The sequence below is a fragment of the Rothia sp. HMSC066G07 genome, assembly GCF_001814485.1.
Classification (GTDB): Bacteria; Actinomycetota; Actinomycetes; order Actinomycetales; family Micrococcaceae; genus Rothia.
Map to the genome: position 1 here is coordinate 86,874 of NZ_KV816917.1, position 22,572 is coordinate 109,445.

Genomic DNA, 22,572 nt, shown 5'->3' on the forward strand with positions numbered 1-22,572 from the left:
ACAATGACTGAACAGATGTACCGAAACCACTACGCGCCGCTGCAGCTTCCGGCTCCCGGCCCCCACTACAGCGACCCCGAATACCCGGACGTTGACGTCGCCATCATCATGGAATCCACCTACCCCTACCTCAAGGGTGGTGTGTCCGCGGTGGTGCACGATATTGTCTGCGAAAACCCGGATCTGACCTACGGCATTATTCACATCGCCTGGGATAAGAACTCCCCCCACGAAGACCTCTACGGCATGCCCGAGAACGTCAAGTGGGTCAAGGTGCTGTACCTGAGCCTGGAAGTCAACCGTGAGGCCTTCGCAGAAGCCTGCGATCCCTCCGCACTGCGCATGAACTTTGCGGAGCGTCAGGCACTCACCAACCGCCTCATGGACGGCTTCAGCGCCCTCATCGCCGGCGACGTGAACCCCCTCTGGAAGCTCTACGACGAGGGCATCAACCCCGCAACCCGCAGCTACAACCTCTTCGGCCTCTTCGGAACCCGCGAGTTCATGCAGGCGATTGCGGGTCTGGGATTCTTCTCCGAGGTGCCCTTCGGTGAGCTCTTCTGGAAGGTGCGCGACTTCGTCTCCATCCTCTTTGCGATCCTGCACGAGCGGATGCCGCACGCCCGCGTCTACCACGCCCACACCACCGGCTACGCTGCACTCATCGCCGCCGCAGCCGCACGTGACCACGGCACCAGTTTCCTGCTGACCGAGCACAACCTGTACATTCGCGACACCGTGAACACCAAGCTCGAACGCAACATGGCGAAGCCCGTCACCACCGACTACGCCTTCCTCAATGAGGAGCGTGAGCACCCCGGCCTGGGCCCGGTCACCCTCGACGAGCGTGCCTGGTCCGTCTGGTTCGTTGAAATGGGACGCTTCTGCTACCCCAGCGCCGACATGGCAACCTACCTGTACCCCAAGGCACTGGAAGAGGCACGCGGTATTGGCGCGCCCATCGACCAGATGAACGAGGGTGACAAGGACCGCGCAATCATTCTGCCTAACGGTATGCTCATCGAGTCCGTGGCGGAAGCCTACTACGCCCGCCAGGCGGCGCGTGCCCGCATCCTCGCTGAGGGCCGCGGCCACGTGTGGCGCTTCGTGTTCATCGCCCGCGTGGTGCCCATTAAGGGTCTGACCGACCTGATTCGCTCCCTCGCGGTGCTGCGCGATCAGGGTCTGGTGAACTTCCACCTGGACGTGCTCGGCCCCAAGGACCACCTGCCCGAGTACTACGAGCTGTGCCTGCGCACCATCGAAGAGCTCAACATGGGCGAGTACATCACCTTCCACGGCACCGTGAACGTGCGTGCGATGCTCGACCGCTTCGACCTGCTGCTCATGCCCAGCTACAATGAGGGTCAGCCGATTGTGGCGCTCGAGGCGATGGCCGCGTCCATCCCGCTGGTCAGCACCGACGTGGGCGGTATGTCCCAGCTCATCGATGATGTGCTGGTCGCCCCCGACGGCCACGAAATCGGTAACTGCGGTATCTTGACCATCCCCGGCGATATTCACGGCTTCGCGGCGGCGCTGCGCACCCTCATGGAGGAGCCCAGCATCTACGAACGCTACTGTGTGAACGCCTACGACCGTATCGTCAGCTTCTTCCAGCTGCGACTGGTCATGGACCGCTACAACACGATCTACCGCGAGCTGGGCAAGCTGCCCCCTCGCGCCCCCGAATTCGACCCGGAGTACGATGGCGAATAAACTCACCCGCTTGGGCGGACCCGGCAAATTTGGTGCCTGGGTCCGCTACGGCGGTAAGCCCATTACCCAGCAGCAGCTCGATTTTGCGGTCAAGAACTACTCTGTCGCAATCCTGCAGCCCTGGGAACTGGACGCGGCACGCTACCTGAAGAAGCGTGCACCTCAAATGGTGGTACTGGCGTACAAGTGCCTGTCCTCCACCCGCTCTTATGAGCCCGGCCCGATCTATTCTTCGGGTGTGTCTTACCCGCTGGCGCAGTCTATGGCGAACTCCGGTAAGGATTTCTTTGCCCACCGCCTCAACGGTGACCGCATCGAGTGGAAGGGCTACCCCAAGCACTTCCAGATGCAGGTGTGGAACGCCGACTATCGTTGGCACTGGGTGGACGCTGTGGTGCGCGAAATGCGCGACTCACCCTTTGACGGGGTCATGGCGGATAACGACGTGGAGAACGATTACTACGGTCTGGACCTGCCCATCCAGGGCGTGGAGTCCATGACGAAGATCCGTGAGCACCTGGATTTTCTGGTTGCGTACGCCGGTATTGAGCTGAATAAGATTGGCAAGATTCTGGTGCCCAATATTGCTGAGTCTCGTCTGCGTTACGGCAAGTGGGAGCGTCACAGCGCCTACGGTGGTGGTTTTGAGGAGGTGTGGCTCGGCTGGGGTCCGAACGACTACCTGTCTTCGCCCTATGCCGTGATGCAGGGTCGTGAGATTGCGAACGGCTCGGCGGGCGACGTGAACCTGGGGGCTACTTTTGCGGGTCTGGGTGGCCGTAGCGCCGCCTCGCAGAAGAAGGTGACGATTCTGCGTACCCCGCTCAGCGACCGCAAGGCTCCGATTACCGGCACGGATGAGAATTTCCTCTACGGTTTGGCGGGCTTCTGGGTGTTCGGTGGAGGTGCCTTCACCGGCATCAGTGCAACCCACCACGACGCCTACGACGAGATTCCGCACGCCCCGGAGCTTTCCTACGACCTGGGGGATCCGGTCGGCGGTATTATCGCTCAGAAGACCGCTCAGACTCGTGCCTTTACGCACGGTTGGGCTGCCCTGAACACCGGCTCGAAGGATGTGACCATGAAGGTTCCTTCCGGCCTGGTGGATGCGGCAAACCGCCCGGTGCCCTTGAGCTTCACGCTGCGGGCGCATCAGGGTGTGGTGTACCGCCGTAAGACGTAATTTACCGTAAGCGGTAATTTTAAGGGCTGTTTCACAGCGTAACAGCCCTGTACTGTGGAACAAGCGGCTGGAATACAGCCAACCGTTCTCGCGGTGTTGAGTTTAAGGAGTGAACTACAGTGAATATTCTTTTGATTGACGGCGGTAAAGCATTCGCCCACTCGGCGGGTCGTCTGAACCACACCCTGCATCAAGTAGCCCGTGATACGTTATCGGCGCTCGGTCATCATGTGCGAGAAACTGTGATTGACGACGGGTACGATATTCACCAGGAAGTAGAAAAATTCCAGTGGATGGATGCGGTCATCTGGCAGATGCCCGGTTGGTGGATGCACGAGCCGTGGACCGTGAAAAAATATATGGACGAGGTGTTTACCGCCGGTGCGGGTAACCTGTACGCTAATGATGGTCGCCACAGGGTCAGCCCCACTGAAGGATACGGCACGGGCGGTCTTCTTCAGGGGCGGCGTCATATGCTGTCGCTGACGTGGAACGCGCCTCGCGAAGCTTTTACCCGGGAGGGCGACTTCTTTGAGGGACTCGGGGTAGATGCCCTCTATATGCACTTTCATAAGGCCCATGAGTTCATGGGGACTACCCAGTTGCCCACCTTTATTTGCTATGACGTGATTAAAAATCCGCAGGTCGAACAGTATCTCGCTGACTATACTGCCCACCTCAACGAGGTCTTCGGTCGGGCGTAAGGGTTTAAGCCTGCATGCCTTCATAAGCATGTCTGAGGTGGATGCGGCAAACCGCCCGGTGCCCTCGAGCTTCACGCTGCGGGCGCATCAGGGTGTGGTGTACCGCCGTAAGGCGTAATTCACCGCTCGCGTAGCTCTTCTGAGCTTCTGTGCGACACCCCTTATTTGCGCATATAACCTCATAAACAAACCCACCGGCAATATAACCAAATGGCTATATGTACCGGTGGGTTTGTTATATGCGTGCTAGATGAGCTGGGGTAGCTTACTTAGCGGGGTAGGAGGGCACGTCGTAGCCGCCCATACGCTCCAGAACGCGAATCACCTGGCAGGAGTAACCGAACTCGTTGTCGTACCAGACGTAGACAATTGCGGAGTCATCGGTCACCACGGTAGCCAGCGAGTCCACAACACCTGCGGTGCGGGAACCCACGAAGTCGGTGGAAACAGCCTCGGGGGAATCCGAGTAGCCCACCTGGCGGCGCAGCTCGCCGTCGATGGACTCGCGGCGGAACAGCTCGTTCAGTTCCTCAGCGGAACCTGCGGGCTTGGTCAGCTTCACGTTCAGGATTGCCATGGAGACGTCCGGGGTGGGAACGCGGATAGCGTTACCGGTCAGCTTGCCTTCCAGCTGCGGCAGAGCCTTAGAAACAGCCTTTGCAGCACCGGTCTCGGTGATGACCATGTTCAGCACAGCGGAGCGACCGCGGCGGTCACCCTTGTGGAAGTTGTCAATCAGGTTCTGATCGTTGGTGAATGCGTGAACGGTCTCAACGTGGCCGCGCTCAACACCGTATGCGTCATCCAGAACCTTCAGTGCCGGAGTAATCGCGTTGGTGGTGCAGGATGCTGCGGAAACAATCTTGTCCTCATCGGTGATGACGTTGTCGTTCACGCCGAACACGATGTTCTTCATGTCGCCCTTACCGGGAGCGGTCAGCAGAACACGAGAAATGCCGGGGCGGTTCAGGTGCTGCTCAAGGCCCGGAACGTCGCGCCAGCGGCCGGTGTTGTCCACCAGCAGAGCGTCCTTGATGCCGTACTCGGTGTAGTCGACAGTGGTCGGGTCAGAGGAGTAAATGAAGCGAACCGGAACACCGTTAGCGATGATGGTGCTGTTCTCCTCGTCCACCTCAATAACGCCCTTGAACGGACCGTGAACAGAGTCGCGCTCCAGCAGGGATGCGCGCTTGACCAGGTCCTTATCGCCGTTCTTACGCACCACAACAGCGCGCAGGTTCAGGCCAGAACCCAGCGGCGAGGAGGAGCGCTCCAGCAGAATACGAGCCAGCAGGCGACCAATACGACCAAAGCCGTACAGCACAACGTCCTGCTCCTTCGGCTGGTCACCCTGGTGGTTCACGGAGGAACCCAGCTGCTCGGGCAGCCACATGGACAGCTCGGGGGAGCCCGCCTCGTGGTGTGCCTTGTGCAGAGCAGCAATGTTAATCGAGCACGCGCCCAGGTTCAGCTCAACCAGGGCGCGAACCAGCTCGAGGGAGTGCGCGGGGTTCAGGGGCGCACCGTCGATGTGGGATACGAAATCGTGCAGCTTCAGCAGCTCAATGACAGACTTGTTGACCAGGCTGCGGCCGTGAATGCTCAGCACCACGCCGTTCTCGCGGTGCAGCTTACCGATGAGGGGGATCAGCTCCTCTGCGGTAGCTTCACGGTTAACCCAGGTAGCGGTTGCAGTCGTCACGTATGACCTTCTTCCTAACTTCGTCGTTGGAGGGTAGGCGCGACGATGCTGTCGCGTCAATACCGTGCCGGGCGTTAAGACCCGGCGTCGGTTTAAGTCTAACCCGTGCGGACCCCTTCAGAGCCTCAAAATTAGCGATATTGAGGCTAAAAGTCAGAAGAGACAGAAGGCAGTTTGTGAACCCACACGGCAAGCCAACATAAGCCCTCAAATGGGAAAGCAAAACCACTTTAAATACCCACAAAAACACACGTCACGACCCGGAAAACATGAGTAGAATTGAAACCATGTTGACTGTAATCGGTGAAGCACTCGTAGACGTCGTCCACCAGCACGACGGAGAAACCCGCGCCTACCCCGGCGGATCGCCCATGAACGTAGCCGTGGGCGCACGCCGCCTCGGCCACCCCACCAACTTCGTCGGCCACTACGGCCCCGACGCCTACGGCAAGAGCATTGACGCACACCTGGAAGCATCCCAGGTGACCCTGCCCTTCGAACACAGTGCTGAGCGCACCTCCGTCGCCCAGGCAACCATCGGTGCCGACGGCGCAGCAGAGTACGAATTCGACATCACCTGGTCCCTCGACTCCGTCGCTGAGAAGCTCACCGAACTGGCACGCAGCTCCGACGCAGTGCACACCGGCTCCATCGCAGCCATGCTCGAACCTGGCGCGCACGTGGTCGCAGCAGCCTTCGAAGCAGCCCGCGACAGCGCCCTGCTCAGCTACGACCCGAACTGCCGCCCCACCCTCATCCACAACGTCGACGAGGGCCGCGCATGGGCTGAAAAGTTCGTGTCCCTCTCCACCGTAGTGAAGGCATCCGACGAGGACCTGCAGTGGCTCTACCCCGACCGCTCCCTCGACGACACCGCACGCGCGTGGCTTGACCTCGGCGCCGAGCTGATGGTCATCACCCGTGGCGAGGACGGCCCCATCGCCTTCACCAAGAAGTACCCCGAGGGCATCAGCCAGCCCGCACACCGCGTTGAGGTTGCGGACACTGTTGGTGCCGGCGACTCCCTCATGGCGGCACTCGTTGCGGGCCTGCTAGACCGCGGTATCGCCGGTGCTGAGGCGCGCGCCAAGGTCGCCGTACTGACCGCCGAAGACATCGCCGACCTGCTGCGTTTCTCCGCAACCGCAGCCGGCATCACCGTCTCCCGCGCGGGCGCTAACCCGCCCACCCGCGAAGAACTTGACGCCGTACTCGACGGCTAAATAATCTACGCCTCGCCGGCGGATAGCTCACTCTGTCCGCCGGCGTCGCCATATCCACCCGAACCCCACCATTGAGGAGCATAATGAGCAACCTCGGCACCGCACCCCTGCCCCGCGAACCCTATGCGGGCTTGCCCGACCTGCCCGAATTCACCCTGACCTCCACCGACATTCAGGACGGCGGCACCGCCCCCGAATGGATGCTCTCCGCCCTTTTCGGCGTGGCGGGCGGTCAGGACCGCTCCCCGCAGCTGTCCTGGAGCGGCTTCCCCGAGGGCACCAAGTCCTTCGTGCTGACCTGCTTCGACCCGGACGCACCGGTCCCTAGCGGCTTCTGGCACTGGACTGTCTCCAACATTCCCGCCAACGTGACCAGCATTGACACTGGCGCGGATGCACCCGCCGGCGCTCTGACGCACCGCAACGACGCCGGTGTGGCGGGCTTCCTGGGTGCTGCCCCTCCGGCTGGTCACGGCCCGCATCGCTACATCTTCTGCGTCACCGCCGTGGACGTGGAGAAGCTCGATATTGACGAGAACGCCAGCCCCGCCGTCGTGAACTTTAACCTGCTCGGCCACGGTCTGGGTCGCGCGTTCCTGACCGTCACCTACGCGGAACCGGCGGCATAGCGGCACACCGGCTCGCTGGCACAGTCTAACGAGCCCCGCGCCCTAACCAGCCCTGCACCCTGCCCAGCACCGATACACCCCACCACTGAAGGCAAACACTGCATGATTAAACTCATCGCCAGCGACCTGGACGGCACCCTCATCGGGCACGACTTCCGGTTCCGTCCGCGGACCCTGCGCGCCCTTGAGGCTGCCCGCGCCGCCGGGATTGACATCGTCTTCGTTACCGGCCGCCCGAGCCGCTGGCTCACGCCCCTGCGCGAGCAGACCGACTTTGACTCCTACGCCATCTGCTCTAACGGTGCCGTGGTGTACCACCTGGGCGCGAACGAGGTAGAAGAGATCAACGGCGCAGATCCCGCGGTGATTGCCCGCACCCACGAACTCCTAGAACCCATGTTCCCCGACGCCACCTACACCCTGGAAACCGTAGACACCGTCTATATTCAGGGGCCTCACGACGGCGGTGAGGTGCTTGAGGGCGCCCGCGTTATTGAGTCGAGTATTGCTGATTCCCTGGAACGAATTGGCTCAACCCCGGTCATTAAGTACCTGATCCGTGTGCCCGGCATGGACCCGGATATTCTGCAGGCGCGCGTGCACCAGGCGGTGGGTTCGCTGGTGTCGGTGACCCGCGGCGTGGTCGGTGAGCCGCTCATCGAGATGGGCTCTAAGACCGTGAATAAGGGGCGGATTCTGGAGAAGTTCGCGGCACGCCACGGCATTGAGGCGCACGAGGTGATGGCGTTTGGTGACATGCCGAATGACGCTGAGATGCTTTGCTGGGCGGGGGAGGGCTTCGCCATGGCGTCGGGTCAGCCGGCACTCATTGCGAAGGTGGGGCGCACCTGCCCGGCCTTCCATGAGGACGGTGTGGCGCAGACGATTGAGGCGATGCTCGCCGAACGGTCCTAGCCGCCTAGCACTAGCTATCCAGCACTAGCGGCTAGGTGAGCCTCCGCAGACATAACTCAGACATAAACTTTTATGTCTACACATAAAAAATTTGAGTCTAGACATAAAAATTTATGTCTAGACTCGAATTTTTGTGTCTGATTTACATCTGATTTGTGTCTAGACTAAAATTTTTTGTATGAACAACGTGGAATGGACCCCCGAATGGCTTGCTGAAACCATCAAACTACTGTGCACTCACGGCAGCGATACGCAGTTTATTGAGGTTAAAAAAGCCCACGGAGGCTACCCCGGAAGCCTAGACGCAACCCTGAGTAGCTTCTCCAATAGTTCCACGGGCGGAATCATTATCTGCGGCCTCGACGAGAATAATGACTTTGCACCTGTAGGCGTATACGACCCTGCAGACCTAGAAAAAACCCTCGGCAACAAGCTCCGCAGGGGCCTCAAGCCGCCGAACACCATGGAATCCGGCACCATCCTCTACGAAGACGCCAAAATCTTTGTCGCCGCAATCCCTCCGCTGCCTCCCTATGAACGCCCCGCCTACATTGGCGGTAAAGCGTACGTGCGTTCCGGCGACGGTGACCACGAAATGAGCCGCCACGAAACCGACCTGATGGTAGCTCAGCGGACACGCACCGGATTCGATGAGGAGCCGGTAGAATACACCTCCCTGGCTGACCTAGACGAAGGCCTCAAAACTGCTTATCTGCGAGACGTCCGTGCTAAATCACGCCGCCTCGCCGGAAGTTCCGATGAAGAAGTCCTCCGCCGTAAGGGAATTATTGCCCTCGGAACCGATAATCTTTCCCTCGCAGGCCTGTACGCCTTGGGTTCTTACCCTCAGGAGTTTAGGCCCTCGCTCAAAGTCACCGGAGTCGTCATCGACCCAAGCGGTAAAGCCCGCAACCTCGACAAGTTTGAGGCGGACGGCCCCATCCCCGCGATGCTCGAAGAGACTCTGGCATGGGTCAAGCGGAACCTGGCACACCCGGTTGTCGAGCTGTCCAACGGGCACCTCATCAACGGGCAGGAAGTACCCGATATTGCCCTTCGCGAGATCCTGTCGAATGCACTCGTACACCGCAGCCTCAACCCCAAAGCAGATACCGAAGAGGTGCGCGTCAGGATTTTCCCTGACCGAATCTCTGTAGAGAACCCCGGCGGTCTATACGGAATCACTCTCCAGCGTCTGCAAGAGTACGGCGAACGCTCCCGCGTGAATGACCGCCTGTATGACGTCTGCACGCATGTAACAACCCCCGACGACGGATACCGAGTCATCGAAGGTGAGGGTAGTGGCATCTACACTGCCCAGGAGGCGGTGCGTCAGGCAGGGCTGAAACCCATCCAATTCGTTGATGGGGTCATTCGTTTTACCGCGATTATCAGCAGGGAGCCTCTGGATGGTACTCGTGCCGCCGATGTTGGTTCACCGCAGCAGAAGTCGGAAGTAGACCCGCGCCAATCGTCATCTACGGTTCCTGGTAACCGTCAGGAGGCGGTGCTCCTGGCTCTGCGCTCGCTACGCCACCCCGCCGGTATCGAGGACATCATGGGTGCTCTTCCCTGGCCTTTTGCTGAGCAGCAGAAGCCGCAGGTCCGGTACGTCCTCACGAAGCTCCTTCAAGAGGGCGTGATTGTGCGTGAAGGTGGTCGAGGTAACCGCAATACGACATACCGCCTGGCCTAACCGAATATCGGGCTAACATGCAAAAGCGGCCCGGATGGAAACCAATCCATCCGGGCCGCTTTTCTACAGCCTACGCCTCAGGAGCATCACTCCCAACAGGCGTAAGCGTGAGGAGCTAAAACCTAGTGCACCTCGGTGCTCTTCTCAGGGTCGAAGGGCTCCAGCGGGTCGCCAGCGGCCTTCGTGTACTTCGCAATGAAGGTCATCAGGTGGAAGATAATCAGGGTCGCAGCGGTACCCAGAGCAATACCGGCGAAGGACAGCTCGCCGAAGGTCCAGGTGTAGTCTGCGATACCCACAATCAGCGCCACAGCGGCGGTGGTCAGGTTGATCTGGTTCGAGAAGTTCACACGGTTCTCGCTCCAAATACGTGCGCCGAGCATACCGATCATGCCGTACAGAACGGTTGCGGCACCGCCCAGAACACCCGCCGGGACGGTCGCAATTGCCGCACCGAATGCGGGGAACATGGACAGCGCAATCGCGAAGATAGCAGCCACCCAGTACGCCGCGGTGGAGTACACCTTGGTTGCAGCCATAACGCCAATGTTTTCAGCGTAGGTGGTGGTACCCGAACCGCCGCCCATACCGGCGATGGTGGTTGCCAGGCCGTCCGCCATGAGGGCGCGACCCGAGTAGTCGTCGAGGTTCTTGCCGCTCATCAGAGCAACAGACTTCACGTGGCCGATGTTCTCAGCCACCAGCACCAGAATCACGGGGATGAACAGGCCGGCGAGCTCCCAGTGGAACTCGGGGGTCTGGAACTGCGGCAGACCAACGATGCCCTGAGTCTCAACTGCCTTGTCAATCTTGGAGAAATCTACCTCGCCGCGAATCACAGCGGTGATGTAACCAATGCCCACACCCAGCAGGATGGACAGGCGGCCAATGATGCCCTTGAACAGCACCGAAATCAGGATGATGGAGCACAGGGTCACCAGCGCGGTCACCGGTGCCACCATGAAGTTGTCCTTAGCGCTCTTTGCCAGGTTGAAGCCAATCAGCGCCACAATCGAACCGGTTACGACCGGGGGCATGAGCTTGGTCAGCCAGCCGGTGCCAGCGAACTGAACAATCAGACCGACCAGGAACAGCGCCGCACCCGCCATGACGATACCGCCGAGGGCACCAGCCGGGCCGTGCGAGTTCATAGCAGCCGCCAGGGGTGCAATGAATGCGAACGAGGAACCCAGGTAGGAGGGGACGCGTCCGCGGGTAATCAGCAGGAACAGGACCGTACCGATACCCGAGAAGAACAGGGTGGTTGCCGGCGGGAAGCCGGTAATGATCGGCACGAGGAAGGTCGCGCCGAACATTGCGACCACGTGCTGCGCGCCGATACCGATGGTGATCGGCCATGCGAGGCGCTCGTTCGGGGCGACGAAGGAACCGGGCTGAATGCTTCGACCGTCGCCGTGAATCGACCAGTCAAAGCCGAGAAGTTTAGAGATGCTCAAAGGGAGCTCCTGAGGTGAATGTGGTGGTGTATAAAATTCCACATAATTCTACGCGCATATGGGTGTAGGTCACAGCTAAACGCCTATAAATATGAGCAGGGATACGTTAATTAGGGCATAGTCTTCTTTTATTGTGGGCTCCATATCCCGTATATAGCCCAGAATGCATCAATACCCCGTATATGCAATTCAAAGCATATACGGGGTATTGATGCAAAGAGCGAATAAAAACACTCGCTATACGTAGCTCATTAGCTTAGAGAGCGTCACGCAGGTTCTCCAGGTGATCGTAACGCGCCAACTCATATCGCAGGTGACCTTCGGTCGGCGACTGAACCGGCAGGAACGACGCCTCACGCAGGCGACGAGCAGTCGGGGAAGTAGCCACGTAACCGGCGCCTCCAACAACCTGCAGCTCAAAGTGAGTAGCAATGGTCGCAAAGTGCGAAACACCCAAACGCAAGCTCAGCAGGTCACGACGCTCAGCACGCTCCGGCTCAGACGCCAGGCGAACCAGTTCCTCACGCAGGCTCTGGTACTCCGTCAGAATCAGCGGGAACTCAGGACGGAACACACCCTGGGAGACGTCCAGATGCTTAGCAGCCTCCTGTAGAGCACCAGCGGCAAGACCCAAGCAGAACGACGACTGAACCAGCAGGAACGGCGCGGTCACATCGTGCAAGAACGCCTCAATGTTATCGCTCAGAATGTCCTCGCTCGGAACGAAAACGTCCTCGAACTTCAGAGTGCCAGACTCGGTGCCGTTCAGTGCCAGCAGGTTGCGGTGGTAGTCAACGCTCAGACCCTCAACGTTCTGGCGAACCGTCACGATGTAGCGGTTCGGGTGGCTCTCCGGGGCGTTCTGCACAGCCACCGGAAGAACAATCACGCCGCCCGGGTACAGGTTCGACGCCCACGACACGGAACCGTTCAGCTTCAGACCGCCCTCAACGAGAGTGCCCTCAACCTTAATCGGTGCCAGGCCCGAAGCCTCCTTGTACGCTGCCGCCATCGCGGTGGTGCCGCTGACGGTTGCATCCGCCAGACCCTCGGGCAGCTCGCGGCCCACAGCGTCAAAGAACGCGATGGTGGAGCGGTGAGCCCACAGGGAGAACGCCGTGGAGGCATCCTCGGTGGCAAGGTCGAACGCTACCGAAACCTGGGGGACCAGGGAGTCGCCGTCACGGCCCAGGGTAATCAGGCCGTCCTTAGCGATTTCGCGCAGGTTCTCGAAGGGGGAACGCTCGCCACGGTCAACCGCGCTAGCGTGGGTTCGGGCGAGTGCGAGCACCTGCTCGCGCTGGGGGTAGTCGTAGAGGGGTTCGAGAGTGAACTCGGACATGGGGTTTCTCCTAAGCGGGGAGTGTCACATCTATGCGTGCAGCTTGAACAGTCGGTCAATGGGGGTGCTGACGGCCTTACGGGCGCGAACAACAGCTTCTTCGTCGGGTGCGTCGTAGAAGCAGAGGCACTTTGCGGTGTCTTCGCGAACGTAGGTGCGCAGGAAGGAAACCTCAGGTACTTCAGCGTACTTGGGCGCGTTTGCCTTCTTGCGGGTCAGGTACTGTTCCATAGTGATCTCTGCGGGGATGTCCCACTCAACCAGGTAGTCTGCGTCCTTCTTGAGCTTCTTGATGTCTTCGAGCTCTGCGCCGACCAGGCGGACTGCGTCGGGGCCTGCGACGGCTGCGCGCTCACCGATGGCTGCGGTGAGGTCGGGGCCGAATGCGGTGCTCTCAGCTTCGACGATGACGAAGACAATCTTGTGGTCTGCGGAGACCTGGGTTTCGATGAGCTCGGCGCCGTGGCTCAGGGACGAGTTGACGGTCTCGATGAGTGCGGTTGCTTCGTCCTTGGACGGCTGTGCGGGGGTCAGTTCTACCAGGTAAAGTGCCATGATGTTCTCCTCGGCTTAGGGTTGAAGGGTTGTTCCGGAAGGGGCCTTCCGGTTTGTTATGGATTCACCTTAGACCCGTGGTTGAGGGCTGTCTAGTAGATTTCTGTTCGTGGCTTAATACGTCCTTTTTGACTCTAATGTTCGTCATGTGTGTTCATGCGGAGACATAAATCGTCACAGTTCCGTGCATGGGAACCCGCCTACAGCCGCAGAATTTTCGCGTGGGTTATCGAACCCGGAGGCGCATCTATCCGCGCCGTCCCGCTCGTGCTGCAAAGTCGTCGAGGGCGCGGTTGAGAGCGGGGACAGTCCACACTTTTTGCCCCTGAATTTTGACGCGTTCTTCACGCAGAATTTGCAACTCCACCATGCGGTTGAGGAGGCGATACACACTAGCCCGGGACCCCCGCGTGTGTTCCTCCACCATGCGTGCGGTGAAGGCGGGCTCGGTACAGCACAGGTCGGTGAGGGAACGCAGGAGAGGGGTTTTACGCTGGGCAATGGACAGCACCTCATCGCGCAGGGTTTCAATGTCTTGCGCCAGGAGTTCTGCGTTGGTGATTGCCTTCTGCGCGGCGTCGATGAAGAGCTCGATGATGGGCTCAGCATCGCCTGCACGGTAGTCGGTGAGCGCCTGAATGTACCCATCGGTATCGTGCAACAGCCCGGAGGAGACGGGCAGAATCACGTGGCGGGTGACGCCGCGGGCGAGCAGGAGCGCGGAGATGAGGGCTCGCCCGGTTCTGCCGTTGCCGTCAGTGAAAGGGTGAATCGTTTCAAATTGGGCGTGCGCGATAGCCGCCTGCGCGAGGGGGTCAATATCGCGGCGGTTCATGAAGGCTACAAGGTCTTCGAGGGCGGCAGGAACCCTCTCGTGATGCGGCGCCACATAGTCGGCGGTTACCGGCGAATCGCCCTTAATCCACACCCACTGGGTGCGGAGTACGCCGGAGTCCTGCTGTAGGCCGCGGGTCAGTTCGCGGTGCATCGCGAGGATGTTATCGACGCTAATGTTTTCTGCGGTGTTCAAGGCTGCACGCATGGCGTGAACGTTGCGTGCCACCAGCTCGGCGTTAACGCCAACTGTCGACCCGCTTGCACCCAGGACAGCCAGTGAGAGCTTGCGGGCACTAACGGTGAGGTTTTCGATCTGCGAGCTGGAGGCGGATTCGCCACGCAGAAGAACCGCAGAGAAGGGGATGCCGCCGATGTGGTGGAGCCGCTCATCGAAGCGGGTCATTGCGGTGGCGTTCTCCTGGAGGCGCGCTCGCAGTGCGGGGCTGAGTTCGACGTTGAGTGCGGCAATGGAAGCGGGTACGGCGCTGGAGAAGGTGCCGGAGTTGCGGCGCGTTGCGCGTCGGGAGGCGAGGGCGTCCCGGTGAACCAAGGGGGTTTGCGGCTCCCATGTGAGGGCGGGCCAGGTGGTGGCTGAGGGCATGGTTCCTCCTCCTGGGTGTCGTTAATGCTGGTCGTGCTTGAGGGGTCTTAATAAGACAATACACTTCAATTTTCTTATTAAGGCGCTTAATAAGAAAATCTGCGCGGATTGTCTCATTAAGGAACATGCTCCGAACGCCCCTCCTGAACCCCCCTCGACATTCCGGGGCTCCGACTGCCGGGAGCATACACCGGGGCATACACTGGAGCATGTACCAGGGCGTATAGTAAGGGCCCCGAACCCTTGGTAATTCAAGGATTCTGGGCCCTCACATCTACACGCTCACGCTGCCCGAAGCAGCGAGTTGGCAGTGTAGATAAGCAACTTTGTGGCTACTTCACGCCGCGCATCATCTTCTGAACCGGCTTGTGCACCAGGAACAGCAGCACACCGGTCGCGATGGTGATAATACCCATCCAGGTGAAGTAGGGAACTTCAGTTTCCATGCTGTAGAACTGAGCCAGCCAACCCGACAGCACGGTACCCATTGCCACGGAGGTGAAGTACAGCGCCATCATGTTCACGCGGTGCGCCTTCGGTGCGAGCTTGGTCGCCAGCGAAATGCCCACCGGGGAAATAATCAGTTCAGCGATGGTGCAGACGAATAGAATCAGCACAATCCAGCCGACGTTCACGCTCTGAACGCCCGCCTGAGCGAGGAAGATCCAGAACGCCAGGCCAATAATAATCAGCGCTGCGGAGAACTTCACGGTGGTCACCGGCTGACGTTCACCCCATTTGGTCCACAGGGCGGAGAACATCATGCCGAAGACGATGATGAAAATCGGGTTGATGGAGTTGACCAGGTTCGGGCTCAGTTCCATGCCCAGGATGTTCCAGTTGAGGCGCTCATCCGAGTACACCGCCATGACGGTGAACTGCTGCTGGTACAGTGCCCAGAACACGGCGTTTGCAATCCACAGGGGAATGAATGCGGTGACGCGGGAACGCTCATCCGCGGTGACGTCCTTAGCGGTCAGCAGCTGAGCGAACAGGGCGATAGCGCCGATGAAGATGAAGCCCATGACCCAGTTCTTGAGGTTGTCTGCGGTCATCAGGCCGGTTGCCAGCAGGATACCGAGAACGACGACGATACCGACCAGTGCCAGGAAGAAGTTACGCTTCTGAGCGCTGGTGAAGGGGGTGCCCACGTGGTGTACGGAGGCGGGCAGGTTCTTGCGGGTCAGCGAGTACTGAATCAGGCCGGCAGCCATACCGATAGCAGCCAGGCCAAATCCGAGGTGGAAACCGCCGGTGCTCCAGCCCCAACCGGTCAGAATCGGGCCGATGAGTGCACCGGTGTTCACGCCGATGTAGAAGATGGTGAAGCCCGCGTCGCGGCGGTGGTCGTTGTCCGAGTAGAGGGAGCCGACCAGCACGGAGGCATTACTCTTCAGACCACCGGAGCCGATAGCGACCAGCAGCAGACCAATCACCACACCCGGAATGCCGGGGATGAGGGAGAGGGAGATGTGGCCCGCCATGATGCCGATAGCGGAGTAGAAGAGGGTACGCTCGGGGCCGAGGAGGCGGTCACCGAGGATGCCGCCAAGAATTGCCATGAGGTACACGACTGCACCGTACGCGCCGATAACGCCGGTGGCGAGGGCCTGGTCGAGACCCAGGCCGCCCTTGTCGGCGGTGTAGTACAGGTAGTAGATCATGATGCCCTGCATACCGTAGAAGGAGAAGCGCTCCCACATTTCTACGGTGAACAGGTTCGCGAGCATGCGCGGGTGGCCGAAGAAGGTCTTGGTGTCCTTGGGTTCGGCACCTGTGATGGTGTGAGGCATGGTGGTAATTCTTTTCTGTGCAAGCCCGGGGTTCTATGTGACCCGGGCAATATGTGTTTAAGTCTATACCCTTATAGGTGCATATGTATACATGGTGTGTGCCTGTATTTCAAAGATTGAACTATCAATCAGTGCATGAAAAACCATTTCGATTTTTTCGTATGCATCATTTCCGAATCTCACAAACCCCCAAATACCGGGCTAGATGCGCCACACACCCCCAACGCGCTAGAGTGGAACCACGACTATGCCCACCCGGCACCCCACCGTGCCGACCGGCCCGTCCTCATTCAATTCAAAGGAGAACCCCATGACTGCTGTACCCCAGGTTGACCCCCGCGACGTTCCTGCCGGCGCAACCATCATCGACGTGCGTGAAGACTACGAGTGGGAGGGCGGCCACGCCACCGGCGCCAAGCACATCACCCTCGGCACCATCGCTGAGCGTCTGGAAGAACTGCCCGCACCCGGCGAGGACTTCTACGTCATCTGTCACGGTGGCGGCCGTTCGAACCGCGCGGCAACCTTCCTGCGCGAACACGGCTACGCCGCACACAACATTGCGGGCGGCACCAGCGCATGGTTCGCTGCCGGTCTGCCGATGACCAGCGAAAACGGCGAAGCACCCGCAGTCGTTCACTAAACCGCCAGTTCGCCTGTACGCCATACAATGGAGTCCGTGACTGAAACTTCCGCGGACCGTATTTTTTCTACCCCGAACGCTCCCGCTTCTGCGTCCCCTCATGCCCTGCCGAGTATTCTGCAGAGCATCCCGTGGGATGCGCAGACGCGGGAGCTTATCGTGCGCCCGCTTCCTTTCGCGGTGAACTGCGAGGAGGCGTACCCGCTGCTGAGCGGTGGCGCTGAGTATTCCTTCTGGCTGGATTCGGCGCGCGAGGAGTCGCCCATGTCGGTCGCCTCGTATGTGGGTGTGGTTCCGGCGCAGCTGTCGCCTTTGCGCGTGGATTCGGCGCGTGCGGCGGCTGAATCCGGTACGGAAGACCCCTTTGCCCAGCTGGAGGCGGCGCTCGCCCGCGCACCGCGCGTGCACCCGGATGCCGCGGCGGCGACCGGTCTGCCCGCGGGTTTGCGTGGCGGTTACGTGGGCTATTTCGGCTATGAGGCGCGTGCCGCCATGGGTCTGGAGCACGGTTACCCGGTGCCCGGCTACCTGCCGGCGCATGAGGCGCCGACCCCGGATTCTCTGTGGTTGCCGGCGGTCCGCTACCTGGTGCATGAGCATGCCCGCCCGGGGGTTGCGGCGCGTAGCTGGCTGGTGGGCGATGAGCCGTGGTGTGAGGCGGCGGAGCGGTTGCTGAGCGCGGCGCTGAATGCGGCGGGGGAGTGCGCCTCCGAAAATACTCCCGTCAACGCCCCTGAGCTTACCGAGCTCCTGCTCTTCCCGGCACCCGCCGCGGAAGCCTACATGGACGCCGTCCGCGCTAGTCAGCACGAAATCTACGAGGGTAACAGCTACGAGGTGTGCCTGACCGCGCAGACGAACGCGCGCATCCCCAACCCGAGCCCGGAGCTTTTCTTTGAGCTGTACCGCCGCCAGCGCGCCCACAATTCGGCGCCGTATGCGGCGTATTTGCGGTGCGGTGATTTTTCGGTGCTTTCTTCCTCGCCGGAGCGTTTTTTGAGCGTGGATGAGCAGCGTAATGCCCAGACGAAGCCGATTAAGGGCACGGTGCCGCGCGGGGCCACCCCGGAGGAAGACGCCGCGGCCGCAGCTTGGTTGCGTACCGATGAGAAGACCCGCGCCGAGAACCTCATGATCGTGGATTTGCTGCGTAATGACCTGTCCACGGTGTCTGACCCGGCGTCCGTGCGCGTGCCGGTACTCATGGGCGTGGAGAGCTATTCGACGGTGCACCAGCTGGTGTCTACGGTCAGCTCGCGTCTGCGTGAGGGTGTGAGCGCGGTGGCTGCCGCGCGGGCGTGCTTCCCGGGTGGTTCGATGACGGGTGCCCCGAAGCCCTCGACCATGCAGATTATTGAGGGCCTGGAGGGTCGCGCTCGCGGCGTGTATTCGGGTGCTCTGGGCTTTGTGTCGGTGGATGGTTCGGCGAACCTGTCGATTGTGATTCGCACGCTCGTGGCGCACGATGAGGGCACGGTGACTCTTGCCGCGGGTGGCGCTATCGTGGCTGATTCCGACCCGACCGCCGAGTATGAGGAGATGCTGACGAAGCTGCGTGCCGCGTTGCCGCCGTCGGTGGGTCGCGTGGTGGAATAGCCTAGCGCTGGAATAGCACAGGGAATAGCCTGCACCGCCTGCACGTGAGCCGCTACACTTGAACTATGACTAAGCTTTCTGAAAACCTCCCCATTGAAGAAGCCCGTGAACGCCTGCGCCAGCTGATTATGGAGCTGGCTGTTGTGCGCGGGCACGTGGTCCTCGCCTCCGGCAAGGAAGCCGACTACTACGTTGACCTGCGCCGCATCACCCTGCACCATGAGGCTTCTCGCCTGGTCGGTCAGGTCATGCTGGACCTGCTGGATAAGAACGGCATCGAGTTTGAGGCCGCTGGCGGCCTGACCATGGGTGCTGACCCGGTGGGTACCGCGATTATGCGTGCCGCTGGCGATCAGGACCGTGCGATTGACGCGTTTGTGGTGCGTAAGGCTCAGAAGTCTTACGGCATGGGCCGTCAGGTGGAGGGCCCGAGCGTTGAGGGTCGCCGCGTGGTTGCTGTTGAGGACACCTCCACGACCGGTGGTTCTGCGCTGACCGCTGTTGAGGCGCTGCGTAAGGCTGGCGCTGAGGTTGTGGCGGTTGCTGTGATTGTTGACCGTGCGACCGGCGCTAAGGAGCATGTGGAAGAGGTTGCGGGCGTTCCGTGCCTGTACGCGTACTCGAAGGATGAGCTGGGCCTGGACTAGTCTCTACTGGCTTGGACTAGGATCTCGTGAATTTTTAAGACGTTCCCGTTGCGGCGGGTGAACCCGTGCCGCTGGCTGCTGTGTGTGGCTGGTGGTGCGGGTTTTTGTCTGTAAGATGGCTCTGTGGGCGCCGGTGTGGCGCTGGTTGTTGGCGTGAAGGTGGTTGTGATGGTTGAGAATCGTGAGGCGGCTGAGGCTGTGCCTGCGGAGGCGACTGTAGCTGAGGCTGTTGAGGGTACTGAGCAGGGTACTGCCCGTTTTGAGGTGGGTGTGGGCCCGTGGGAGGGCCCGTGGCCTGAGGGCGACCATTGGGATGAGGAGCTGCTGCGTGAGGGTGACCGCCGTAACGTGATGGATAAGTACCGTTACTGGTCGATGGACGCGATTATTGCTGACCTGGATACGCGCCGCCATGATTTTCATGTGGCGATTGAGAATTGGCAGCATGATTTGAATATTGGCACGGTGGTGCGCACGGCGAATGCGATGTTGGCGAAGGAGGTCCATATTATTGGGCGTCGCCGCTGGAATCGTCGTGGTGCGATGGTGACGGATCGTTATCAGCATGTGCGTCATCATCCGACGATTGAGGATTTTGTGGCGTGGGCGCAGGGTGAGGGTCTGGAGATTATTGGTATTGATATTTTTCCGGATTCGGTGCCGCTGGAGACGTATGATCTGCCGAAGAAGTGTGTGCTGGTTTTTGGCCAGGAGGGCCCGGGTTTGTCGGAGGAGTTGCATGCGGCGGCTAGGGATACTCTGTCGATTGAGCAGTTTGGGTCGACGCGTTCGATGAATGCGGCGACGGCTGCGGGTATTGCGATGCATGCGTGGGTTCGCCGCCATGTGTTTGGCCAGATTCCGTCGTAGTTTGGCGGCTGTTTATGAGGTGTTTAAAGGTTCCGATGCGTTGTGTGCGCGTCGGAACCTTTTTCGTTGTGGTTTGGGCGGCTTAAACCACGCATGAAATTATCTAGGCGTGTTAGTGTTAACGCAAGTCACAGAGGATATGAGAATTGTACGCTCGATTTCTGCCGGAGCGTACGATGGATTTCCTGGCTTCGGCTCGCCAATGGTTGCGGGTTGTGGATATGAATGACCGCGGCGTCATTCCCCTGAAAGGAGTCGGTAACAATGAAGAAATCTGCTGCTCTGTTCGCCTGCTTTGCTTTAGCTTTAAGTTCCTGTGCCGCTGCGCCTAAAGATACTAGCCTCAAAGCCCAGCTGGATTTTGAAAATAACTATATTACTCTTCCGCTCGACGAATATGACATGAGTGACCAGGCCCTAGATATAACATATAGAGCGTATTTGTTGATTCTTAAAGAGTGCTACGCGAAAAAGGGATACGATTTTGAAATTCTAGAAAACGGCTTGGTTTCTGGCAACGCTTCCGAGTATGGCCTCTGGAATGTGAAGCATGTGGCGAATCATTTTACGTCCAGCAAAGTCGGAGAAGAGCAGGAAAGGATTTATAAGAGCATCCCTGAAGACGTCAGGGTCAGCTGCCGCGAAGAGCATCGGGAAGAACTGGATATGCTCTATTTTGATGAGGATGATGAGAAAAAGTACCGCCCTGTCGGTCGTATCCGTAGTGAAGCGTACATGCGTGCGCAGGGTGACCCTGAATGGAAGAAAGCCCGCTCAGATTGGTGGGACTGCCAGCGTGAGAAAGGGTTGACGCCTCGCACCGGGGACGGTGAATGGACGAGCCAAGAAACGGCCAATCTGAATGCTGATGATCCCAAAGTGTTGGAGGAGAAGATCCGCCTGGCAACCATTGAAGCTCAATGTAGTGAGAAGGTGAGGTTGGCTCAGCGTTTGGGTGATCTTGAGGCGTCCTATCAGGGTCCTTTGATTGAGAAGAATCAGGCGCTGCTGAATGATTTGAAGGCCTATCGTGATGCGAAGATAGCGAAGGCGCGCGAAATTATCGCCACCCACCAGTAGCCACACCCGCTGAAGGGCAGAACGGGTGAACCGCCCGCGGGTTGCCCATATGAAATCTGCGCACAAGAGAATCTGCCCACACAAAAATTGCACAAGAAGGAGCCGGGGAGTGTCACCACTCCCCGGCCCTCACTTTATTCACTCTCAACCTCGCAGCCTAAGCTGGTGCACCTACATGCCAGCCAGCTCAAGGCCACTCAGCGTCAGGCTGCTTAGCCCTTTAACCCACCGGGACGTTAACGTTCACCAGCGAGTACAGATCCTTCGGATCATCCGGGCTAGCAACCAGGTCAATGAACTGCTGCAGGTCGGTGTCCTGCGTAGCCGCACGGGCATAACGCAGACCCGAGAAGTCAGCAATCGCGAAGCCCACCGAATCAAACAGGGTAATCTGCTCATCCGACACGCGGCCCGGCTCCTCACCGGTCAGAACCTTCCAGAACTCCACCACCGGGAAGTCCGGGTCCTTCTGCTGAATCTCGCCCTCAATGCGGGTCTGCGGCGGGAACTCAACAAACACAGTGGAGCGGTCCAGAATTTCGCTTTCCAGCTCAGTCTTGCCGGGGCAGTCGCCACCAATAGCGTTCAGGTGCACGCCGGGCTTTACCTGGCGGTCCAGCAGAACCTTCGCCTGCTGCTTATCGGCGGTGCAGGTGGTAATAATGTCGGCACCCTCAACAGCCTCATCCACGTCCTTAGCCAGGTGGATGCGGAAGCCCAGCGGCTCCAGGTTACGGCGGAACTTCTCCATCGCGTGCGGGTCAACGTCGTAGACGGACAGGTCCTCAATGCCGAGCACAGCGCGCATACCCAGCGCCTGGAACTCAGACTGCGAGCCGGTACCAATCATTGCCATCTTCTTCGAATCCTTGCGTGCCAGGTGCTTAGCAACCATGGCGGACACGCCAGCGGTACGCAGCGCGGTCAGCAGGGTCATCTCAGCCAGGAACACCGGGTAGCCGTTGTCCACGTCAGCGAGCAGACCGAATGCGGTCACGGTCTGGAAGCCGCGTGCCGGGTTCGACGGGTGGCCGTTCACGTACTTGAAGGAGTAGGTGATGTTGTCGGAGGTGGGCATCAGCTCAATCACACCGAAGGGGGTGTGGGAGGCGACGCGCGGAATCTTGTCGAAGCTCTGCCACTTCTTGAAGTCTTCTTCGAGGAAGTCGACCATGCCGGCAATGATGTTGCCTACGCCGTCCTTCTGAATCCACTTCGCCATCGAGGCGACGTCAACAAATTCCACCGCGTGTGCGCTAGGACGTTCAGTCATGATTTTCTCCTTTGAATATCTGCACAAAACTTCTTTGTGCATCTGGTGGTCACTGCGGATATCTATTATCTCAAAATATATTGCAGGACACACCGTATTAGAAA

General features: G+C 59.6%; 19 protein-coding genes. 12 read left to right on the forward strand and 7 right to left on the reverse strand.

Going from position 1 to position 22,572, the window contains the following annotated elements; all coding sequences use genetic code 11:
• Positions 1-3 precede the first annotated feature (3 nt).
• The 3 genes from pelF to HMPREF2971_RS00865 all read left to right on the forward strand — a co-directional run bounded on the left by pelF (position 4) and on the right by HMPREF2971_RS00865 (position 3,609).
• A complete protein-coding gene (pelF, locus tag HMPREF2971_RS00855) occupies positions 4-1,719 on the forward strand; it encodes a GT4 family glycosyltransferase PelF (protein ID WP_070605231.1) in 1,716 nt (571 codons plus the stop codon).
• Entirely contained in the window at positions 1,709-2,905 is a 1,197-nt protein-coding gene (locus HMPREF2971_RS00860) for a putative glycoside hydrolase family 15 protein (protein WP_070690624.1), read from the forward strand. The genes pelF and HMPREF2971_RS00860 overlap by 11 nt, the downstream gene beginning before the upstream one ends.
• A gap of 119 nt (positions 2,906-3,024) precedes the next feature.
• Entirely contained in the window at positions 3,025-3,609 is a 585-nt protein-coding gene (locus HMPREF2971_RS00865; protein ID WP_070690626.1) for an NAD(P)H-dependent oxidoreductase, read from the forward strand.
• A 265-nt stretch (positions 3,610-3,874) separates the two neighbouring features.
• Here HMPREF2971_RS00865 and HMPREF2971_RS00870 read toward each other — a convergent pair whose 3' ends face one another.
• Positions 3,875-5,311: a glyceraldehyde-3-phosphate dehydrogenase gene (locus HMPREF2971_RS00870; RefSeq protein ID WP_070690628.1), complete on the reverse strand. Its 1,437-nt coding sequence runs from the start codon at positions 5,309-5,311 to the stop codon at positions 3,875-3,877.
• A 287-nt stretch (positions 5,312-5,598) separates the two neighbouring features.
• Between HMPREF2971_RS00870 and HMPREF2971_RS00875 the strand changes: the two genes are divergently transcribed.
• The 4 genes from HMPREF2971_RS00875 to HMPREF2971_RS00890 all read left to right on the forward strand — a co-directional run bounded on the left by HMPREF2971_RS00875 (position 5,599) and on the right by HMPREF2971_RS00890 (position 9,774).
• Positions 5,599-6,534, forward strand: a complete 936-nt coding sequence (locus HMPREF2971_RS00875; RefSeq protein WP_070690630.1) for a carbohydrate kinase family protein — start codon at positions 5,599-5,601, stop codon at positions 6,532-6,534.
• An 83-nt stretch (positions 6,535-6,617) separates the two neighbouring features.
• Positions 6,618-7,163 (forward strand): YbhB/YbcL family Raf kinase inhibitor-like protein, encoded by a 546-nt coding sequence (locus tag HMPREF2971_RS00880; RefSeq protein WP_049352893.1) that lies wholly within the window; start codon positions 6,618-6,620, stop codon positions 7,161-7,163.
• Positions 7,164-7,265: 102 nt separating this feature from the next.
• The gene (locus tag HMPREF2971_RS00885; RefSeq protein ID WP_070690632.1) at positions 7,266-8,078 is read left to right on the forward strand and encodes an HAD-IIB family hydrolase; all 813 of its coding nucleotides are present in this window, start codon (positions 7,266-7,268) and stop codon (positions 8,076-8,078) included.
• 178 nt (positions 8,079-8,256) lie between these two features.
• Positions 8,257-9,774, forward strand: a complete 1,518-nt coding sequence (locus HMPREF2971_RS00890) for an ATP-binding protein (protein ID WP_070690635.1) — start codon at positions 8,257-8,259, stop codon at positions 9,772-9,774.
• 122 nt (positions 9,775-9,896) lie between these two features.
• Here HMPREF2971_RS00890 and HMPREF2971_RS00895 read toward each other — a convergent pair whose 3' ends face one another.
• From HMPREF2971_RS00895 to HMPREF2971_RS00915, 5 genes are all read right to left on the reverse strand, one after another.
• Positions 9,897-11,231 (reverse strand): uracil-xanthine permease family protein, encoded by a 1,335-nt coding sequence (locus HMPREF2971_RS00895; protein ID WP_070690638.1) that lies wholly within the window; start codon positions 11,229-11,231, stop codon positions 9,897-9,899.
• Between the two features lie 256 nt (positions 11,232-11,487).
• Positions 11,488-12,573, reverse strand: a complete 1,086-nt coding sequence (locus HMPREF2971_RS00900; protein WP_070507412.1) for an acyl-CoA dehydrogenase family protein — start codon at positions 12,571-12,573, stop codon at positions 11,488-11,490.
• Between the two features lie 30 nt (positions 12,574-12,603).
• Positions 12,604-13,128: a DUF4242 domain-containing protein gene (locus HMPREF2971_RS00905; protein ID WP_049326806.1), complete on the reverse strand. Its 525-nt coding sequence runs from the start codon at positions 13,126-13,128 to the stop codon at positions 12,604-12,606.
• A 247-nt stretch (positions 13,129-13,375) separates the two neighbouring features.
• Positions 13,376-14,566: a Fic family protein gene (locus HMPREF2971_RS00910; RefSeq protein ID WP_070690641.1), complete on the reverse strand. Its 1,191-nt coding sequence runs from the start codon at positions 14,564-14,566 to the stop codon at positions 13,376-13,378.
• A 332-nt stretch (positions 14,567-14,898) separates the two neighbouring features.
• Positions 14,899-16,359, reverse strand: coding sequence for a peptide MFS transporter (locus HMPREF2971_RS00915; protein WP_070690644.1), 1,461 nt, complete (start codon positions 16,357-16,359; stop codon positions 14,899-14,901).
• 310 nt (positions 16,360-16,669) lie between these two features.
• On the opposite strand from HMPREF2971_RS00915, the gene HMPREF2971_RS00920 reads away from it, so the two are divergent.
• From HMPREF2971_RS00920 to HMPREF2971_RS00940, 5 genes are all read left to right on the forward strand, one after another.
• Complete coding sequence (locus tag HMPREF2971_RS00920) at positions 16,670-17,002, forward strand: rhodanese-like domain-containing protein (RefSeq protein ID WP_005504230.1); 333 nt, start codon at positions 16,670-16,672, stop codon at positions 17,000-17,002.
• Between the two features lie 27 nt (positions 17,003-17,029).
• A complete protein-coding gene (gene pabB, locus HMPREF2971_RS00925) occupies positions 17,030-18,598 on the forward strand; it encodes an aminodeoxychorismate synthase component I (protein WP_070690647.1) in 1,569 nt (522 codons plus the stop codon).
• Positions 18,599-18,663: 65 nt separating this feature from the next.
• Complete coding sequence (pyrE, locus tag HMPREF2971_RS00930; RefSeq protein WP_005504234.1) at positions 18,664-19,245, forward strand: orotate phosphoribosyltransferase; 582 nt, start codon at positions 18,664-18,666, stop codon at positions 19,243-19,245.
• A gap of 123 nt (positions 19,246-19,368) precedes the next feature.
• Positions 19,369-20,115 carry a TrmH family RNA methyltransferase gene (locus HMPREF2971_RS00935; protein ID WP_246825008.1) on the forward strand — a complete coding sequence of 249 codons (747 nt, stop codon included), beginning with the start codon at positions 19,369-19,371 and terminating at the stop codon, positions 20,113-20,115.
• A 264-nt stretch (positions 20,116-20,379) separates the two neighbouring features.
• A complete protein-coding gene (locus tag HMPREF2971_RS00940) occupies positions 20,380-21,195 on the forward strand; it encodes a hypothetical protein (RefSeq protein WP_070690650.1) in 816 nt (271 codons plus the stop codon).
• Between the two features lie 220 nt (positions 21,196-21,415).
• Here HMPREF2971_RS00940 and HMPREF2971_RS00945 read toward each other — a convergent pair whose 3' ends face one another.
• On the reverse strand, positions 21,416-22,468 hold the full coding sequence (locus tag HMPREF2971_RS00945; RefSeq protein WP_005504242.1) for an ornithine cyclodeaminase: 1,053 nt from the start codon (positions 22,466-22,468) through the stop codon (positions 21,416-21,418).
• Between the last annotated feature and the right edge of the window lie 104 nt (positions 22,469-22,572).

Coding starts and splice junctions, on each gene's coding strand:
- pelF (WP_070605231.1), top strand. CDS start 4: ATGACTGAACAGATGTACCGAAACCACTACGCGCCGCTGCAGCTTCCG.
- HMPREF2971_RS00860 (WP_070690624.1), top strand. CDS start 1,709: ATGGCGAATAAACTCACCCGCTTGGGCGGACCCGGCAAATTTGGTGCC.
- HMPREF2971_RS00875 (WP_070690630.1), top strand. CDS start 5,599: ATGTTGACTGTAATCGGTGAAGCACTCGTAGACGTCGTCCACCAGCAC.
- HMPREF2971_RS00880 (WP_049352893.1), top strand. CDS start 6,618: ATGAGCAACCTCGGCACCGCACCCCTGCCCCGCGAACCCTATGCGGGC.
- HMPREF2971_RS00885 (WP_070690632.1), top strand. CDS start 7,266: ATGATTAAACTCATCGCCAGCGACCTGGACGGCACCCTCATCGGGCAC.
- HMPREF2971_RS00890 (WP_070690635.1), top strand. CDS start 8,257: ATGAACAACGTGGAATGGACCCCCGAATGGCTTGCTGAAACCATCAAA.
- HMPREF2971_RS00900 (WP_070507412.1), bottom strand. CDS start 12,573: ATGTCCGAGTTCACTCTCGAACCCCTCTACGACTACCCCCAGCGCGAG.
- HMPREF2971_RS00905 (WP_049326806.1), bottom strand. CDS start 13,128: ATGGCACTTTACCTGGTAGAACTGACCCCCGCACAGCCGTCCAAGGAC.
- HMPREF2971_RS00910 (WP_070690641.1), bottom strand. CDS start 14,566: ATGCCCTCAGCCACCACCTGGCCCGCCCTCACATGGGAGCCGCAAACC.
- HMPREF2971_RS00915 (WP_070690644.1), bottom strand. CDS start 16,359: ATGCCTCACACCATCACAGGTGCCGAACCCAAGGACACCAAGACCTTC.
- HMPREF2971_RS00920 (WP_005504230.1), top strand. CDS start 16,670: ATGACTGCTGTACCCCAGGTTGACCCCCGCGACGTTCCTGCCGGCGCA.
- pabB (WP_070690647.1), top strand. CDS start 17,030: ATGGAGTCCGTGACTGAAACTTCCGCGGACCGTATTTTTTCTACCCCG.
- pyrE (WP_005504234.1), top strand. CDS start 18,664: ATGACTAAGCTTTCTGAAAACCTCCCCATTGAAGAAGCCCGTGAACGC.
- HMPREF2971_RS00940 (WP_070690650.1), top strand. CDS start 20,380: ATGAAGAAATCTGCTGCTCTGTTCGCCTGCTTTGCTTTAGCTTTAAGT.
- HMPREF2971_RS00945 (WP_005504242.1), bottom strand. CDS start 22,468: ATGACTGAACGTCCTAGCGCACACGCGGTGGAATTTGTTGACGTCGCC.